Source organism: Candidatus Syntrophocurvum alkaliphilum, from assembly GCF_009734445.1.
GTDB lineage: Bacteria > Bacillota > Syntrophomonadia > Syntrophomonadales > Syntrophomonadaceae > Syntrophocurvum > Syntrophocurvum alkaliphilum.
Map to the genome: position 1 here is coordinate 38403 of NZ_CP046457.1, position 17991 is coordinate 56393.

General features: G+C 31.2%; 18 protein-coding genes. 15 read left to right on the forward strand and 3 right to left on the reverse strand.

Features of this window, described 5'->3' with window-relative positions:
• Nucleotides 1-447 precede the first annotated feature (447 nt).
• The 5 genes from SYNTR_RS00170 to SYNTR_RS00190 all read left to right on the forward strand — a co-directional run bounded on the left by SYNTR_RS00170 (nucleotide 448) and on the right by SYNTR_RS00190 (nucleotide 5368).
• Complete coding sequence (locus tag SYNTR_RS00170) at nucleotides 448-2175, forward strand: histidine kinase dimerization/phospho-acceptor domain-containing protein (protein ID WP_156202603.1); 1728 nt, start codon at nucleotides 448-450, stop codon at nucleotides 2173-2175.
• A 223-nt stretch (nucleotides 2176-2398) separates the two neighbouring features.
• Entirely contained in the window at nucleotides 2399-2656 is a 258-nt protein-coding gene (locus SYNTR_RS00175; RefSeq protein ID WP_156202604.1) for a hypothetical protein, read from the forward strand.
• A gap of 178 nt (nucleotides 2657-2834) precedes the next feature.
• Nucleotides 2835-3302 (forward strand): small multi-drug export protein, encoded by a 468-nt coding sequence (locus SYNTR_RS00180; protein WP_156202605.1) that lies wholly within the window; start codon nucleotides 2835-2837, stop codon nucleotides 3300-3302.
• 61 nt (nucleotides 3303-3363) lie between these two features.
• Entirely contained in the window at nucleotides 3364-4407 is a 1044-nt protein-coding gene (locus SYNTR_RS00185) for a hypothetical protein (protein ID WP_156202606.1), read from the forward strand.
• 154 nt (nucleotides 4408-4561) lie between these two features.
• Nucleotides 4562-5368, forward strand: coding sequence for a nitrilase-related carbon-nitrogen hydrolase (locus SYNTR_RS00190; protein ID WP_156202607.1), 807 nt, complete (start codon nucleotides 4562-4564; stop codon nucleotides 5366-5368).
• Between the two features lie 35 nt (nucleotides 5369-5403).
• Here SYNTR_RS00190 and SYNTR_RS00195 read toward each other — a convergent pair whose 3' ends face one another.
• Nucleotides 5404-5604 carry a zinc-ribbon domain-containing protein gene (locus SYNTR_RS00195; protein WP_156202608.1) on the reverse strand — a complete coding sequence of 67 codons (201 nt, stop codon included), beginning with the start codon at nucleotides 5602-5604 and terminating at the stop codon, nucleotides 5404-5406.
• A gap of 234 nt (nucleotides 5605-5838) precedes the next feature.
• Here SYNTR_RS00195 and SYNTR_RS00200 point away from each other — a divergent pair, with 234 nt between their 5' ends.
• The gene (locus SYNTR_RS00200) at nucleotides 5839-7113 is read left to right on the forward strand and encodes an MFS transporter (RefSeq protein WP_156202609.1); all 1275 of its coding nucleotides are present in this window, start codon (nucleotides 5839-5841) and stop codon (nucleotides 7111-7113) included.
• Nucleotides 7114-7276: 163 nt separating this feature from the next.
• Here SYNTR_RS00200 and SYNTR_RS00205 read toward each other — a convergent pair whose 3' ends face one another.
• Entirely contained in the window at nucleotides 7277-8077 is an 801-nt protein-coding gene (locus SYNTR_RS00205) for an ABC transporter permease subunit (protein WP_197079127.1), read from the reverse strand.
• Nucleotides 8058-8966, reverse strand: coding sequence for an ABC transporter ATP-binding protein (locus SYNTR_RS00210; RefSeq protein ID WP_243140201.1), 909 nt, complete (start codon nucleotides 8964-8966; stop codon nucleotides 8058-8060). Before SYNTR_RS00210 ends, SYNTR_RS00205 begins: the two co-directional genes overlap by 20 nt.
• A gap of 235 nt (nucleotides 8967-9201) precedes the next feature.
• Between SYNTR_RS00210 and SYNTR_RS00215 the strand changes: the two genes are divergently transcribed.
• The 9 genes from SYNTR_RS00215 (at nucleotide 9202) to SYNTR_RS00255 (ending at nucleotide 17879) form a co-directional block, all read left to right on the forward strand.
• Nucleotides 9202-9549 (forward strand): hypothetical protein, encoded by a 348-nt coding sequence (locus tag SYNTR_RS00215; protein ID WP_156202611.1) that lies wholly within the window; start codon nucleotides 9202-9204, stop codon nucleotides 9547-9549.
• Nucleotides 9550-9563: 14 nt separating this feature from the next.
• Nucleotides 9564-11315, forward strand: coding sequence for an AMP-binding protein (locus SYNTR_RS00220; RefSeq protein ID WP_156202612.1), 1752 nt, complete (start codon nucleotides 9564-9566; stop codon nucleotides 11313-11315).
• A gap of 34 nt (nucleotides 11316-11349) precedes the next feature.
• A complete protein-coding gene (locus SYNTR_RS00225; protein ID WP_156202613.1) occupies nucleotides 11350-12459 on the forward strand; it encodes an alpha/beta fold hydrolase in 1110 nt (369 codons plus the stop codon).
• Between the two features lie 155 nt (nucleotides 12460-12614).
• A complete protein-coding gene (crcB, locus tag SYNTR_RS00230; protein ID WP_197079128.1) occupies nucleotides 12615-12986 on the forward strand; it encodes a fluoride efflux transporter CrcB in 372 nt (123 codons plus the stop codon).
• Between the two features lie 16 nt (nucleotides 12987-13002).
• Complete coding sequence (locus SYNTR_RS00235) at nucleotides 13003-13383, forward strand: DUF190 domain-containing protein (protein WP_156202615.1); 381 nt, start codon at nucleotides 13003-13005, stop codon at nucleotides 13381-13383.
• 459 nt (nucleotides 13384-13842) lie between these two features.
• Entirely contained in the window at nucleotides 13843-14976 is a 1134-nt protein-coding gene (locus SYNTR_RS00240) for a double-cubane-cluster-containing anaerobic reductase (RefSeq protein WP_243140202.1), read from the forward strand.
• Complete coding sequence (locus SYNTR_RS00245; protein WP_156202616.1) at nucleotides 14973-15737, forward strand: acyl-CoA dehydratase activase; 765 nt, start codon at nucleotides 14973-14975, stop codon at nucleotides 15735-15737. Before SYNTR_RS00240 ends, SYNTR_RS00245 begins: the two co-directional genes overlap by 4 nt.
• A 27-nt stretch (nucleotides 15738-15764) precedes the next feature.
• Nucleotides 15765-16895 carry an ABC transporter substrate-binding protein gene (locus tag SYNTR_RS00250; RefSeq protein ID WP_156202617.1) on the forward strand — a complete coding sequence of 377 codons (1131 nt, stop codon included), beginning with the start codon at nucleotides 15765-15767 and terminating at the stop codon, nucleotides 16893-16895.
• A gap of 90 nt (nucleotides 16896-16985) precedes the next feature.
• Nucleotides 16986-17879: an ABC transporter permease gene (locus SYNTR_RS00255; protein ID WP_197079129.1), complete on the forward strand. Its 894-nt coding sequence runs from the start codon at nucleotides 16986-16988 to the stop codon at nucleotides 17877-17879.
• The last annotated feature ends 112 nt before the right edge of the window (nucleotides 17880-17991 follow it).

Genomic DNA, 17991 nt, shown 5'->3' on the forward strand with positions numbered 1-17991 from the left:
GTTCTACATAAATTTAATTAAAAAAATGGGGGGAAAATTAGGACGTGGGGACGTTTCTCCTGTCCTACTTTAAATATCACCTTTATCAACCATCGTCTTATTTATTATAAGTTTTTAAAATAGATATATCAGTTAAGGGGTACATCCGTAACTGGGGGCGGGTTCAAGTCCTGCCTTCGAACCAATTTAAATATTAAAAGCCATGTATTATTGCATGGCTTTTTCGTATTTCTGAGTCTTTAAAAAAACGGAAAAATTTGTAATAAAAATCCAAGAATTTAATTTTTTTATGTTATAATTTGAAACATATTTTGGCAATTTCCTTGACTATAAAAATTATTATAATATTACGGTTTCGATATTATTAGAAGAACACCAAGATTCTTTTAGTTTATTTTATTAACAAGAAAAACAAAATTTGCTAATTTTTTATGGGGAGAGTAGGGGATGAAAGATAGATTAAAATCATTCTTATTTTTTATATGTTTAGGATTAACATTGATAGCTATTTATTTTAATTATTTCTTAAATATTAATATTATTTATACACATTTATTTTATATTGTAATTGTTATAACAGGTGTTCTGTTTTATAGATATGTTATATATGTCGCACTTTATTTAGGTTTGTTGCATATTTGTCTTGACTATCTAAGTAGTGGATTATTATCACTTTCTACTTTATTAAGAGCAATAATAATGTTAATTGTTGCTATAATCCTATACAAACTAATAGAAAAGTTAAAAAGAGAAAAAAAAGAACTAGGAAAAGTTGATGACCTAACTAATAAGCTAATTCTTTCAAATAAGATGAAAGTGTTATTTTTATTATTTATTTGTTTAGGAATAACAGTATTAAGCATATATTTTAATTATTTTTTAAATATTAATATTGTTTATACACATTTATTTTATGTTGTTATTGCTGTATGTGGTATTTGGTTTTATAGATACGTTATATATGTAGCAGCTTATCTTGGGTTCTTACATATTTTAGTTGCTTATTTAAGTAGTGGCGCTTTATCTGTAGATGCATTATATCGCTCAATAATTATTTTGTTTGTTGCTATGGTAATATACAAATTATTTTATGAAATAGAAATTAAAAATAAATCACTAGAAAATATGAAGACGACTCTTCAGTTAGTTTTTGATAACTTACAAGAAATAGTTACTTATATTGATAAAGATTTTAACATTGTTTGGGTTAATAAATCGGCAAGTAAATTCTTTAATATAAATCCTGAACAATCCATTGGGGAAAAATGTTATGCAGTTTTATTAGGTAGAGATAAGCCATGCGAAGATTGTCCTGCTTCTTATTCAATTAGCACAGGTGAACCAATTACCAAAGAGCGTAATATGAAAAATAATGATTTTATGATATCTATAACACCAATAACTCAATATAATGGAGAGGTTGTTGGTGTTATTAAATCACATTTAAATATATCGGATTACAAAGACAATCAAAAGAAATTAGTTAAAATGCAAAACCTAAACTTAATTGGGAGTATGGCTGCAGGAATTGCTCATGAAATAAGGAACCCTATGACAACAATTAGAGGATTTTTACAGCTATTGGAAAACAATGAAAATAGTGAAACAATTAAACTTATGATCGAAGAATTGGATAGTGCAAATAAAATTATAAAAGATTTTTTGTTATTGTCTAAAGCAAATTCTTTTAAACTTTTAAAACAAGATTTGAATGATTTAATTATTTCTTTATATCCTTTAATTATCTCTAATGCAGATTACTATAATATTAATGTGGAATTAGAATTGAAAGAGATTCCAAATTTATCATTAGATGAAATTCAAATACGTAAACTAATAATTAACCTTATTCAAAATTCTATAGAGTCGATGCAAGGTGAAGGAAAAATAATTATTAAAACCTATATGGATATTAATAATGTTACTTTATGTATTAAGGATGAAGGACATGGTATTGATAGTAGTATAAAAGATATGGTGGATATTCCTTTTTTTACTACTAAAGATGATAAAATTGGCCTTGGGTTATCTATCTGTTACTATATAGCTAAAAATCATAATGCTGAATTAACTTTTGACTCTAATAATTTAGGCACGAATTTTTATTTAAAATTTAAGGAAACAGAAAGTACAATCCATAACTCTGCAAATACACAAGAAATACTTTTGACTTAAACAAAAATAGAACAGGGGACGGTTCTTTGTTCTGTGGCTTATGCTGTGTTTAGTTGTAAAACAAAGAACCGTCCCCTGTTCTACGCTGTTCTAATTTTGAAAAGTATTTCATAATTGATATGATATTATTATTATTTGCTCTAATATTATTGTTTTTATTAATAATATTAGTTGCAGGTTATGCCTTGAGGGAATATTTAAATAAAAAAATGGGGGGAAAATTATGCAGGAAGTTAAAAAGCAGTTTGATAATTTATCAGATGAAGAGAAAAAGGAATTTTTAAAAAGTATAAGTCCTGAATTAGCTAAAATTTGCAAAGAAAATCCCATGGAGATGATGGAGAATTTTATGCCTGTCTTTATGGATATGATGCCTGAAATGATGACTATGTGCATGCAAATGATGCAAGACTCGAAAATGGATATGTCACAAATGATGTCAATGATGATGAACATGAATAATAAAAAAGAAAATGATTAAGTAATTTATGTTTAAAGAAATTTAAAGCCCCGCATTATATTAATGTGGGGTTTTTGCATGGGCTGAGTAAACGAAGCTTATAGAATGAATAATTACCTAAATATTCTCTTATGAGTTAACTCAATTTATGTTATTGTATAAATTGTAGTTTTGGCAGGTTGAAAAAAGGAGTAGTAACATGGGTTGGTTAATTTCTATATGGGAGTATGTTTTAGTATTTGTGTTAGCAGCAATACCTTGGATTGAAATATTAGTAGTTATACCTATAGCTATTATTCAAGGGTTAAACCCTATACTAGTTGCGGTAATGTCTTTTTCAGGAAATTTTCTGACGGTTTTTATATTAATTGTATTATTTGAAAAATATCAAAAATGGCGAAGCAAGAAAAAAGATATAACCGAACAAGACAAAAAACCATCAAAAAGAACTGAGAGAGCAAAGGATATATGGTATAAATATGGAGTACCTGGCTTATCTTTTGCTGGTCCAATAATAACTGGAAGCCATGTAGCAGTAATAATTGGTATGGTATTAGGTGCTAAGAAATACTCTATGACTACATGGATGACTATTAGTTTAGGTATTTGGACATTAGCTATTACAGTAGTATCATACTATGGATTAGATTTTTTTAACCTTATTTAATAAAATATGTAAAGTCTAAAAAACCACCTTTCTCATAAATTTAAGTGAGAGGTGGTTTTCTGTGATTTTACTAACCAAAAATATTTTAAAACTATTTATATCGGCTATGTTTATTATTTTGCTAGCATTTTTATTAATAGATAAAACTGGTTCTTATGATAGCAACTTTAAACTTGGTGGCTATATTCACGATGTAAATTATAAAGAGGAAGATATTGATACTCCTGTTTTTACAGCAGAAGATTTGCTTTATGATATCGAAAGATTCCAACGCCCATCAAAAGAGTCACAGTTAGAATTAAAGTATACTTTTGATATAGATGATTTTGAGGATAAAGAGCCTTATATCCCAAAAGATTATCCTAAAAAATTCAAATCATCTCAAGATGTAATTCATGCTTATTATTCTATTTTAAAAGAAGCATCTTATATGGAAGGATATCATGGTGGATGTGGAACAATTGGCTGGGATAAGATACCTTATCCATATGCTTATGAACTTTTAAGTGAAGAAACAAAAAATACAATCTCCTTTAAAAAATTCAAGAATTCTTTCAAGGGAACAGGTCATATAACTGCATTAAAATTATACCCAGCATATAATCCAAGGAATAATGATAAAAATATTGATTATAACTTTGTAGAAGTTGAAGTAATCACGGGTCCTCCGTACTCAACAAAATCAAATAAAAAGCCCAGCTACTTTGCTTACTATTATGGAATAGTAACAACTGAATATAATAAATCTACTGGATGGAAAATAAGTGCTATTGACTATATTGCTGAAGATTTTTTATGTGCTCCCTATCATTTTTGGCACTGGGATAGTAAGGAGTTTACGAAGGCAGTATATGGGGGATGGTATAGTTTAATAAATGAAATCGATAATATAGAAATAAAAGATCCACTTATTTCTATTTATGCTAGTAAAAAAGATAAAAAATATAAATTTCACTTTGTTAGACTAACCAATGGGGAAGACATATTGCTTAATGAATATATTTATAAAGATGAAAAATGGGAAGAAGTAAATTTATTAAATCCTGAACATCAGTTATATAAAATGTCTATTCTTAAATTTGAACAAAAAATACTAACAAAATAGAAAGCATTGGCAAACTTGTTCTAACTATCCGTGGTTTCTGGCAAATTTTTTCCGTAAAATAGCAAGTGCTTTAACAGAAAAAAATTACCACCTTGTCAATCACCGTATTTCCCCGTAGAATTAGTGAAGTAAAACTGTTGGGGATGTGATATATATGTTACAAGTAGCTGCTATTCAAATGACTCCTATAATGAATAATGTAGATGCTAACTTAAAGCGTGGAATATATTTTGTTAACTCTATAAATGATGAAGTAGATCTAATTGTTTTTCCTGAACTTTGGACTACTGGCTATTACCTTTCTAAAGAAGCATTTTTAGATCTTGCAGAGCCACGTGATGGTAAAACTATTTCAACTATTCAGGAAGTTGCTCTGAAAAATAATGCTGCTATAGTTTGTCCTTTTGTAGAAAGAGATGAAGATAAAATATTTATTTCAGCTGCAATTATTGCTGAAGATGGTGAACTTAGGGGGGTTACAAGGAAAAGTTTACTATGGGGAAGGGAAGCCCAAATTTTTGAAAAAGGTGACATTACTTATCCTATATATGATTCAAAGGCTGGTAAAATAGGAGTTTTAATTTGCTATGAGATGGAGTTCCCAGAGACTAGTAGGCTATTGGCTTTAAAGGGAGCAGAAATAATTGTTTGTCCATCCGTATGGAGTTTGAGTGCACTAAGAAGATGGGATGTTCAGCTACCGGCTAGGGCGCTTGATAATACATTATATGTACTTGGAGTTAATACAGTTGGAAATAACAGCTGTGGTAAAAGTAAATTAGTTAGCCCCTTAGGTGATATACTAGCTGAGGCTTCTGATAGCAAGGAAGAAACATTAATTAGAGCGATAGATAAAGAGGCTTTATATTGGGCTAGGGATGAAGTTCCTTACCTAGAAGACTACCGTCGCAGATTAACACCTGGTGGAACTACCTCTACGATACCTACACCAGTTTATTAATAAAAAAAAGAGAGCGTTTGCTCTCTTTTTCATAACTAGAAGTTTCTGTTTCCTGTTGCATAATTTTGCCCGTAGCCGCCGCCTCGGTTGTTTCGCTGTTGCTTTTTGGCTTTTCTGCAACCAGGACATCTTTGAGGATCGTTTTCGAATCCTTTTTCTTTGTAAAACTCTTGTTCACCTACAGTAAATACAAAGTCAGAATTACAGTCTTTACATGTGATGCTTTTGTCAGTCATTATGAACTTACCTCCTTAAAATGGATTTAACTGCCTCTTTGACTCCTGCTCCAATTTAAGGAGAGTATTGTCTAAGCACATATTAAATCTTATATTTATTATTGTACTTTAAACTGTTAATTTATACAAAACATTAATAAAAGTTTTATTTAAATTTTATTTTTAAAATAAAATTGAGTAGTATTGTAGCAAAATTTACAGTTAATGATATCTATTTAGGAAGGTCGACTTATAATGTTCAAAAAAACTATTAAAAACCAGGAGGTCCCTGTTCAAGGGGGCTTTTATTATGGTTGGGTAATTGTAGTTTTTTCAGCAGTTGCCTTTTTTTTATCTGGGCCAGGTCAAACATATTCTATATCGATTTTTATTGATTCATATATAGAACAATTCGGTTGGAGTCGTTCAACTGTTTCTACCTACTATTCTTTAGCTACTTTAGCAGCTGGATTATTGATTGGCTTTTTAGGGCGATTTTTAGATATTTATGGACATCGCTATGTGACAAGTATTGTATTATTTTTATTAGCTCTAACCTGTTTTTTTAATAGTTTAGTTGCAGGTCCAATAATGCTATTTATAGGTTTTTTTATGCTAAGGCTTTTAGGACAAAGCTCGCTTACCGTTATTCCTAATACATTAGTACCACAGTGGTTTATTACTAAAAGAGGAAGAGCATTTAGCTTTTTAGCTATAGGAAGCTTTGTAAGCTCAGCTATGTTTCCTATAATTAACGTATATCTAATTCAGAATTATGACTGGCAAATAGCTTGGATTTTTTGGGGGCTATTTGTTTTAGCTTTCCTACCTTTATGGTTTTATTTTGTTCGTAATAAACCGGAAGATATTGGTTTATTACCGGACAATGCAACTAATTCTAATGAAACTAGTTCCGCTGATAAGGTGGAAAAAGTAATTAAGGAAGTAAATTGGACATTAAAGGAAGCTATTAAAACTCGTGCTTTTTGGCTACTTCTCTTTTGTGCTAGTATTCCTCCACTCATTAATACAGGAATAACATTTCACTTTATATCAATATTAAGTGAAAAAGGTATAACTGCTCAAAGTGCAGCATTTATTTTAAGTTTAATGTCACTTGTTGGTTTTCCTGTTTCAATAGCCGCTGGTTTTATTGCAGAAAAAATTAAAGTTCATTTTATGTTAGTATTTGTGTTTTTTATGGAATTTTTAGTGATTTCAACCTTAGTTTTTACCAATTCCTTGAACATGGCAATAGTTTTTGCTATAGTCTGGGGTATTTCTGTAGGATTTGAACGAATAGTTTTAAATATAATTTGGCCTAATTACTTTGGGCGTGAAAACTTAGGAAGTATAAGAGGTATAGCTATGAGTGCAACCGTTATAGGTGCAGCTTTAGGTCCTTTACCTTTTGCAATTGCTTATGATTACGTATTTGGTGGCTATACAGAATTCTTAATAATGCTACTTACATTACCAGTTATTGGTATGATCTGTGCGTTCTTAGCACCACGTCCTAAGAAAAATTAATATAAAAAGCATTAATCTTTATTTTGTATTCGTGTCTTAATATGTACAATTAGGTATAGTTGTTCCTGAATATGTTCCAATAAATTCTATGGAAGAATTAAAATAGATTATTATGTATGAGCACAGGATTCTGTGCTCATATTATTTTAATTTAACAAATCTATTAAACTGTAATATCTCTTTTATTGTATAGAACATAGGTAATTAAGAGAACTAATAAACAAACTGCTAAGAGTACTAATATATTAAAAATATCAATTCCTTCATTCACTACTATATCTACAGCATTTATATAGTAAAAAGGAGATAAGCACCTTAAAAATTCTGCTTGTTCGGTTAATGTAGCTATAAGGTCAAAAAAGTAGAGTACTAAAACTAGTCCTATACTTGCAGAGTAAGCTGATTTTTTACCAGCAAAGAACAAGGCTAATAAAAAAGCAATACTAGCAAAGGTTAAATGAGCAAAAAATGGTCCAGAAAGTAAATACAAAAGTAGTAATTGTGAATATTCGGTGGTAACAAAAACTTCAAAAGAAGCAAAGGTTACTATATCTATAATTATATTAAAAAGAGCTATATATAAAATGAAGCAGATAATTTTTTCGGTTAATATTCTACTTCTAGTTATAGGCTTTGCTAATAAGAATTCTATAGTTTTATCGTCTTCTTCCTTTGATAGCAAAGTTGAACCTAAAATAGCTGCAAAAATACCGCCAAATAAAACAATCATAAAATAAGCTTCAGTAGCATAAAAACCTATTGGGTCAGCTAAGCTTAATACATCTAAGCCAAATGCTCTTAGAAAACCTTCAGGGTACATTTTAATTAAAGAATCTAGAGCTTCTGCATCTTCTGCAAAGGCTGGAAAAAGTGCCATCATTAAAATGTTTAAGCCCGATAGTGCAGCAGTCCATATTATTAAAGTTTTTCTATTGGCTCTTAATTCACGACGAAGGAGATTCATAATTTTCCTCCACTTCATAGTAGTGCATAAAAACTTCTTCTAAAGTAGGTTCCTCAAGCCAAAGGCTTTCTAAGTTATACTGTGAAAGAGCCCTTACTAAGTCATTAATATCTCCGTTGTAAAAAAGTCTAAGTGAGTGATTATCATAGTATGAATTTATTATGCCTTCAATATCTAAGTGTGGTACTGTTTCGTTATTCTTAAAATTAATAAATACTTTGCGAAATTCACCTTTTCTTAACTCTTCCACTCTTTCTATTTGTAAAATTACACCATTTTTAATTATTGCTACTCTTTCACAAAATTTTTGTACTTCATTTAAAACATGAGAGGAGAAAAATATAGTAGTTCCTTTTTCGTTTTCTTCTTTTAGGACTTCAAAAAAACGTTTTTGCATAAGAGGGTCTAATCCACTAGTTGGCTCATCAAGTATTAATAATTTCGGATTGTGCAAGAGTGCCTGGATTATACCAACCTTTTTCTTATTACCTAAAGATAATGTTTTAATTTTTTTTCTTAAATTAAGCTCAAAAATGTCACTTAATTCTTCAATACGCTTAGTAGCTCCTAACTCATAAAACCTAGCAGAATAATCCAAAAGTTCATTAACAGTCATATCATCATAATAGTCTATTTCTCCTGCTAAATATCCAACATGTTTTTTTATTTGTTTAGTATCTTTAACTATATCCATTCCTAATATAGTAGCAAAGCCACTAGTAGGAAAGATAAAGTTTAGCAGTGTTCGTATGGTGGTAGATTTACCAGCACCATTAGGGCCAATAAAACCAAATATTTCTCCTTTTTTAATTTGTAGACTTATATCAACTATACCAAGTGTATTTCCATAGTATTTTGTAAGATTTTTTGTTTCAATAACAATAGACAATTTAAATATTACCTCCGATTAATTTAACCTAATTATAGTTTGCATAAAGTAGAAATAAAAAATTCTTAAATTTAAATTATAGGTTAAACTGGTGTTTATTCTATAATGCTATAATATTGACATTAAAAGTTATGTTGCCTTACTATTAAAATAGGATAACAAATAAAACAATGTCGATTTATAGTAGCAATTTGTCAATCAAAGATGATAAAACTAATAAAGGGGGTATAATAATATGTTTAAACATGACCAGTTTGAAAAATCTTTTAATACCGCAAATAAGATATTCGATAACTATTGGCAAATGTTTAAAGTTTCTATGGAAAACATGGCTTTTAACCAAGAGAAAACTAAAGATTTTTTTAATAAGTATATGGAACAAAGCAAGAAAGTAGCTGACGAGCAAAAAGAAGTGTTTAATGTAATGGCTAACCAAGCCAAAAAGAATCAAGAGCAAATGAAAAACATAATGAAGGAAACTATTCGTATAGGGCAAGAGAATTTACAAGAAAGTCTAACCAAAAAACCCTTTAATATGTTTAATTACACTAAGCAAAATTCTAATGAAGACGATAGCAAATAGGTTGGAGGCAAAGTATGTCAGATTCAAAAAGATATGTTGAGTTTTTAGATGGTTTAAAAAGAGATTTTAAGAACTCGTTGGGTTATAGGATTGAAAAATTAGCAATCGAAAAGCCGAACGATATAGCTTTAATATACCAGGATAGTCAGGTTACTTATGAACAGTTAAATCAGCTGTCAAACCGCTACGCCTGGTATTTTTCATCTACAGGCTATAATCGAGGTGATGTTATAGCTTTACTAATGGACAATTCAATAGACTATATAGCTATTATTATTGGACTTAGTAAGCTAGGTGTTATAACATCATTAATAAATACTGAGCTTCGAAGTGAAAGCCTAGCAGAAGATATTAATCTTTGTGATGCTCGAGCTATTATTAGTAGTGATAAATATATGGGAATCATATATGATGCTAAATATTTTATTAGATTAAGAGCACCAGGAGATATTTATATTCATAATGAAGAAGATATAAAAAAATTTGATGGAATAAAGGTTTTAAATGATTTATTACCTACTAAAAAGGAAAACCCTGATCTAACTAAAGATATTAATAGTTTCGAATCACTTGTATATATATATACTTCTGGTAGTGGTGGGCACAGAAAGGCAATCCCAATAACTCATCAAAAGTGGCTGATGCTTGGGAAAGCTACAGAGGTTTTTACTGCAATAAATGAAAATAGCATTCAATATTTATGTTTGCCATTACATTTAAACACCGGTTTTAATGCTTGTTTTTCAAGTATGATTGCTACTGGTAGTACAATGGTTATAAAAAGTGGGTTTTCTGTAACAAATTTCTGGAATGACATAAGAAAGTATAAAGCAGATTATTGTGTCGGTGTAGGAGAAATGTTTAGATATCTTTATAACCAACAACCATTGCCCGATGATAAAAACCATAGTTTAAAGGCGATGATTAGTAATGGTATGAATAAAGATCTTGTTCAACCTTTTAAAGAGAGGTTTGGTGTTGATAGCATTGTTGAAATATATGGCACAACTGAAAATGTGGGTATATTTATTAATACTGAAGAAGTTCCGGGTATGTGCGGTAACTTGAACTTAGCTGGAATCAGACAGGGTGAACTTGTTAAATATGATATTATTAATGATAAGATAGTTACAGATGATGAAGGAAAAGCTATAAAGTGCTCGATAGGGGAAGTTGGATTATTATTAGGTGAAATTAATGAACTTAACAATTTTGAAGGCTATATTAATGATCCTAATGAAAGTGAGTCAAGAATTCTAAATAATGTTTTTGTACCAGGAGATAAATACTTTAACACAGGCGACTTAATGCAGTTACATGAAAATGATTATATTTCCTTTGTGCGAAGGATGGGAGATATTTATCGTTGGAAAGGAAGAACTATTTCAGCTCATAGAGTAGCTGATGTTATAAAGAAATTTTTTGGAGCTATTGATGATGCCTACGTATTTGGTAAATCTTTGCCGGGGTTTGAGGGGCGATGCGGTATGGCTGTAATTACTTTACTAGAAGGAGAAAAACTTAATTGGAAAGAGTTTAATGATTATATAAAAAGAAAGCTTCCACCTCATGAAAGGCCAGTATTTATTCGAATAAGTAAAGAAGTGAATTTAAATAAAGAATTAAAAAAGAAATATCAAAAAGAAGGGGCGAATCCACAACTAGTACCTGAGCAACTATATTATTATGACATTAAATTAGAGGAGTATTCTGCATTAAATTTAGAAACATATGAAAATATTTTAGCTCACAAAGTAATTATTTAGCGGATATATCCCTTTTCAAAAGGAGGGTATCATTATGTTGTTTAATCAATTTAATAATAGAGAAGAACTACTTAAAATGTTTATACCACCAGATATGTTAGCTCAACAAAAAAAAACGAAGAGATATTGGAGTATATTAAATGAATTAAAAAACCCTAAAACTACTTGGTGTACACCCAACAATATTATCTATGAGCATCAAACATTGCGTTTGAGGCATTTTCCTAATAGAGATGATACTACAGCAAGAAGGCCAGTATTAATTCTACCACCTCAGGCTGGACACCATTCAAACTTGGCTGATTATTCACCTGCGCAAAGCTTAGTTAGGGTATTCCATAGGTATGGTTATGATGTATATGTTACACAATGGCTTTCGGCAACTCCTGAATACAAAAATTTGGGAATAAGTGATTATATCCGTCTTACTGATGAAGCGGTAGAAGAGGTTCGTAGAAGAACGGGAATATTTAAAATTCACTTAGTGGGTCAATGTCAAGGAGGTTGGCAAGCTACAATATACACTTGTTTATATCAAGATAAAATTGCAACCTTAATAAAAGCTGCTGCTCCAATTGATATGCAGGCAGCACCTTCTCCAATTGTTGATGATGCACAACTTCCTATGAGTTTCTTTGAATACTTAGTTGCACGTGGGAATGGCTTAATGGACGGTAAATATATTCTTATGGGTTTTAAAAATATGCAAGCAGAAGAACATTATGTGCGTAAGTACCAAAGATTATGGAAGTGGATACAAGAAGATGATGAAGATAATATTAAAAGGTTTATTCGATTTGAAAATTGGTATGAATATACCCAGATGCTTCCGGGTAAGTTTTATTTAGAAATAATAAAGAATATTTTCAAAGAAAACAACCTAACTAAACCAGGAGCAATGAAAATTGATGGTAAGCCAGTTGACTTAAGAAACATAAATTGTCCCGTTATAATAATGGCAGGAGCTAAAGATCATATAACACCACCCCCACAAGCATTTGCACTTAAAAATTATATAAGTACACCTGAGGAAAATGTTATAGAAATATTAACAGAAGGTGGACATATAGGTACGCTAATGGGAACAGAATCATTAAGAGAAGATTGGAGTAGAGTTAATGAAGTTCTAAAATTAGTTATATAGTAATCTTAACTAATGAGCTTAAACAACCCATAGCAAAATCAAAAATTAATAATAATTTTAAAGGCGGTTAAAAATAACTTTAATCCGTCTTTATTTTTTTTTTGCAACTAAAGAATTTTGTACTAGTCGTGTTTCAAGTAAAGGATGTGTATTTATTGACAGTACTTTACGTAGCTGTAGGAGGAGCAATTGGAGCAGTTTTACGCTATTTGTTAGCGTCATATGTTAGTATGAGGTGGCTTTCTGCATTTCCTTGGGGAACATTAATTGTTAATATGTCGGGTTGCTTTGTTGTTGGATATTTAATTTTAAAAGGATTAGAAACAGGTTTAGTGAGTAGTAACTGGAAACTTTTTTTAGTTATTGGAATAGGGGGAGCGTTTACCACTTTTTCATCCTTTTCTGTTGAAACTTTAATGCTTTTTAGAGATGGATTATATTTAAAAGGCATTTTAAACATACTTACTAATATAGTTTTATGTTTAATTGCAACTAGTGCAGGTTTTGTAATTGCTAAAGTTACCTGATTGGAGGTATTAGAAAATGGGTAAATTTAAATTTTCTGGTCCTGCTAAAAGGTTAAGAATATATATAGGAGAGCAGGCAAAGTATAAAGGGATATCTCTTTATCATGCTCTTGTGTTAAAAGCTAAAGAAATGGATATGGCAGGGATAACAGTAATAAAAGGTATTGAGGGTTTTGGAGCTAATGTAAGAATTCAAACTAGTCGTTTGGTAGAGTTATCTTCAGATTTACCAATAATTGTAGAAGTAGTAGATAGCACAGATTACATAGATAACTACATATTAGCTATAGAACACCTTATAGAAGATGGACTAGTAACCATAGATGATGTTGAAATTATAAAGTATTCAAGCTATTTAGGTGGACGCTTAAAACGTTTACAGAGAGAAAATGAATAAATAGAAAAAGCCTTAAAAACCTGGTGTTTATTGCCAGGTTTTTTGCTTTGAAAATATTAATAAATAATATAACCGGGGGTTATGAAAAATTTAGTTTATATATTTGATTCCACTGCAAAAAGCTAAACTTAGAGTATGGAATCGGCTGAGCAAACATGTTTATCACGCCACTCATCGGTCTTTACCTTCATTTTAGCTTAGCACTTATTATCTAAAATGATTTTTTATTTATACTTAGCCGTGATCTATGCACCACGCCTTGCTATTCGGGACTTAGATAAACATGTTTGCTCAGCCTTAAGTTTGTTGTAGTTACTTTTTGCAGCAGAATCATATTTATGAATTAATTTAATAATGCATATAAAACCTATTATAAAGCGCCAATTATAACAAAAAGTTATTTTTACTATAACCAAAACTATGGTAGCATTATAAAAAATACGAGGGGAGAGTACGGCCTTGAAAAGTTCAGTTGATGATTTTACTAAGATAAGAGAAGTTAATGTTATGAGAATTAAAGAAGGCAAAGAAAATGGTATGAAGGTTGTTGGAAAGTATTGTACATATTTTCCTGAAGAACTAGTAGTTGCAGCAGGAGCTATTCCAGTAGGATTATGTGGAACAAAAGAAGAGCCTATTCCAGTAGCAGAGGAAGTGCTGCCACGAAACCTTTGTCCTTTAATAAAATCCTCTTATGGTTTTGCAACTAGTGATACCTGTCCTTTCTTTTATTTTTCCGATTTAGTTGTAGGGGAAACCACATGTGATGGCAAAAAGAAAATGTTTGAAATTATGGAAGAGACAAAGCCGGTTCATGTAATGCAATTACCTTATAAAACAGAAGGTAAAGAATCTTTTGATTTATGGGTAAGGGAAGTTAGAGCATTACGTACTAGGTTAGAAGAAGAATTTGATGTTGAAATTACTGATGAGGCTATTTGGAAGGCTATAGATACAATTAACATAGAAACAGAAGCCATAAAGTCTATATGTGACCTAAATAAAATGGACCCTCCCCCCCTTAGTGGTATAGATTTGCTGACCGTTTCGTGGTCTAGGGGGTTTAATATAGATAAAGTTGAAGTTATAGATATGCTTAATGGTTTTACTGAAGCTGCAGCAGCAAGTGTAGATGTAAAATCTAAGAACAGACCAAGAGTTTTAATTACTGGTTGTCCTATTGGTTTAGGTAGTGAAAAAGTAATAAGTATTACAGAAGAGGTTGGTGGAGCAGTAGTTGCTTTAGAAAATTGTACTGGTTATAAGACACTAGAACTACAGGCTAACAAGGAACATAGTGACCCAATCGTAGCACTTGCAGAAAAATATCTGCAAATACCATGTTCTTGCATGAGTCCGAATCCTTATAGAATGGAACTTTTAGAAAAAATGGTAGAAGAATTTAAAGTCGATGCGGTAATAGATTTAACGTGGCAGGCTTGTCATACCTATAATATAGAGTCTTATGAAGTAGAAAAAGTAATAAAAAATAAAGACTTACCTTATTTACACTTAGAGACTGATTATTCAAATTCAGATACGGAAAGCTTAAAGGTGCGAATAGAAGCAATGTTGGAGATGGTTGAGAAATGATTACTATAGGAATTGATATAGGCTCTGTTGCTGCAAAAGGTGTTATTGTAACTAATAATGCACAGCACAGAGCAATCATTCCTACTGGGTGGAGTCCCCGAGATGCAGGTGGTCAGCTAGTAGATATTTTAGTTGAAAAAGCAAAAATATCTTCCTTTGATATTGATAATATTACAGTCACTGGCTATGGAAGAGTTGCATTAGATATAGCTGATAAAAAATTTACTGAGATAAGCTGTCATGCCAGAGGGGTTGCTGAACTATGTCCTAAAGTTCGCACTATTGTTGATATTGGTGGACAAGACAGTAAAGTTATTCATATAGACAGTAAGGGTAAGGTATTAGACTTTGCTATGAATGATAAATGTGCGGCAGGTACAGGGAAATTTTTACAAGTCATGGCTACTGCCATGAGTATTGATGTAAGCGATTTAGGTGATTTTGAAAACCAAGCAGAATTAGTTCCTATTAATAATATGTGCACAGTATTTGCAGAATCAGAAATTATAGGACTAATGGCAAAGGGATCATCTAAAAGCGGAATTATTGCTGGATTACATCAATCAGTTGCTAAAAGAACAGCAGCTATGACAAAAAGAATGGGTATAAAAGGTGAAGTTGCACTAACAGGGGGGGTGGCACTAAACAAAGGAGTACAATTAGCACTAATACAAGAATTGGGGTGTGAAGTAATAATTCCTGAATTATGTCAATACACAGGAGCATTAGGAGCTGCATTACTAGGGCGTAATGTTAGTTAAATTTAAAAAAGAGAGAGGGAAAATTTGATGAAAAAAAGAGGCTTTATTTATTTTAGTGTTATCTTAATGATATCTGCAATGTTTATGTTGGGTGGATGTGGAACTAGTGAAACAGGAAAAACGGGTGAAGAGTTACCTTTAATACAGGTTGGATATGTTCATGTTGACCACCAATCTCCGCTATTTGTAGCTGCAAAAAAAGGAGAAGATATTAGCGAAAATGGACCTTTTTTACAAACTGTAATTGACAAAGAAGAATATAAACTAATTTCAGATGGTGAAGCTATAGCAGATGTAGAACTAATAGCAACTAAAAGTGGATCAGAAGCTGCAACACTTTTTGCACAAAATCATATAGACATGGCCTTATTTTCAATTACTGCTGCCATGACAGGCATAGATAATGGAACACCATTTAAAATACTTGGGCCAATACATACAGAAGGTTTAGGTTTAGTATTTCCTCAAGGAAGCGGTGTGAAAGGTTGGGGCGAATTTTTAGCATATGTAGAAGAGCAAGACGAACCTGTGAAAATTGGTTATCACTCACCTACAAGTGCTCCTAAAATAGTTTTTGAAGGAGCATTACATAGAGAAGGAATAGATTTTACAGCTGATATAAATGATTTAACTGCAGATATATTAATGGTTGATTTAAGAGCGACTTCAAACTTTATTCCTGCTATGAATAGTAACCAAGTGGATGCTTGGGTAGGGCCTTCACCACATCCTCAAGTAGCAACTACTACTGGTGTAGGTGAACTAGTTTTAGACTTGCGTGATTTGCCACCAGAAGGTTACTGGCATGACTTTCCTTGTTGTATTGTAGCTGCTACAGAGGCTTTACTAACAGATGATGTTAAAGTAGCAGAACAATTTATGCAAGTAATGACAGATGCATCTAGTTATTGTAATGAAAACAGAGATATACTCGCTGAAGTAACAGCTGATTGGATTGGCATTCCTCAAGATGCTGCTCAAAAGTCAACTGTAGTTTATACTACTGATCCCTCAGAAAATTGGGTGAGAGGTGCTGGAATTTATTTAGATGTTTTAAATGATATGGGTAATTTCACAGGTGCACTACAAGATAAAGAATTAGAAGAAGTGGATGAATTTTTGTTTAACTTTGATATTGTGGAAAAGACTTTGCAATAATCAAATAATTTTTAATTATATGTTTGTGATATAGTAGTTTACTGTATCACAAACATCACAATAAAACTATTAAAGAAAGAGATGGGGAAAGTGAACAACAGTTCTCAAAACATTGAATTAGAAACTAATTTAGAAACACCAATATATGATTATAAAAAAATATTTAACTATATAATTCCTATTTTTGTTCCAATTGCATTTTTAGGTATATGGCAATTATTATCAATAATAATTGATAATCCGATGATATTACCATCAGTTACAAGTGTAGTTATTATTTTAGCAAATCCTACTTTTCCTATTTTAAGTATGGGATCATTAGTAGACAATATTGCTATTAGTCTTTTTAGAGTTTTAACCGGATACTGTTTAGCAGTAATAATCGCAATACCTCTTGGTATTATGATGGGATATAAAAGTATAGTTTTTAATTTATTAAACAATTTTATTGGTCTTTTTCGTCCAATACCACCTTTAGCTTGGGTTCCTTTAGTATTAGCATGGTTTGGAGTTACTAGTTTAGCTACTATATTTCCTATAGACAGTGGACAAATATATTTGTTTTTAAGAAATATTCAAATATCAATGATATTTATAATATTTATAGGAGCGTTTTTCCCAATCATAACCAGTACGATTTATGGAGTCCAAAGTGTTAGAAAAACCATGGTAGACTCTGCTCGTACTTTGGGAGCTAGTGATTGGGATATATTAAAAAAAGTTTTAATACCTGCGGCGGCACCATCAATAGTAACTGGAATGAGGATAGGTTTAGGGGTAGCTTGGATGTGTTTGGTATCAGCAGAAATGTTGCCGGGAAGTGTTTCCGGAGTTGGATACCTTATAACACATGCTTATACAGTAGCACGTACAGATGTAGTAATTGCCGGCATGGTATCGATAGGTGTTGTTGGTGCAATATTAGATTTTGTATTTAGAAAGTTTGAAACCAAAAAATTTGCTTGGCAAAAGCTATCTAGATAAGCAATCTGGTAATATGTCAAGACACAAATTTTAAAGAAAACTAATCGTTTATTTAAAAAAGGGCAACACAAATTAAACCTATCGTTTTGCAACAAAAAAAATAGGTTAGGAA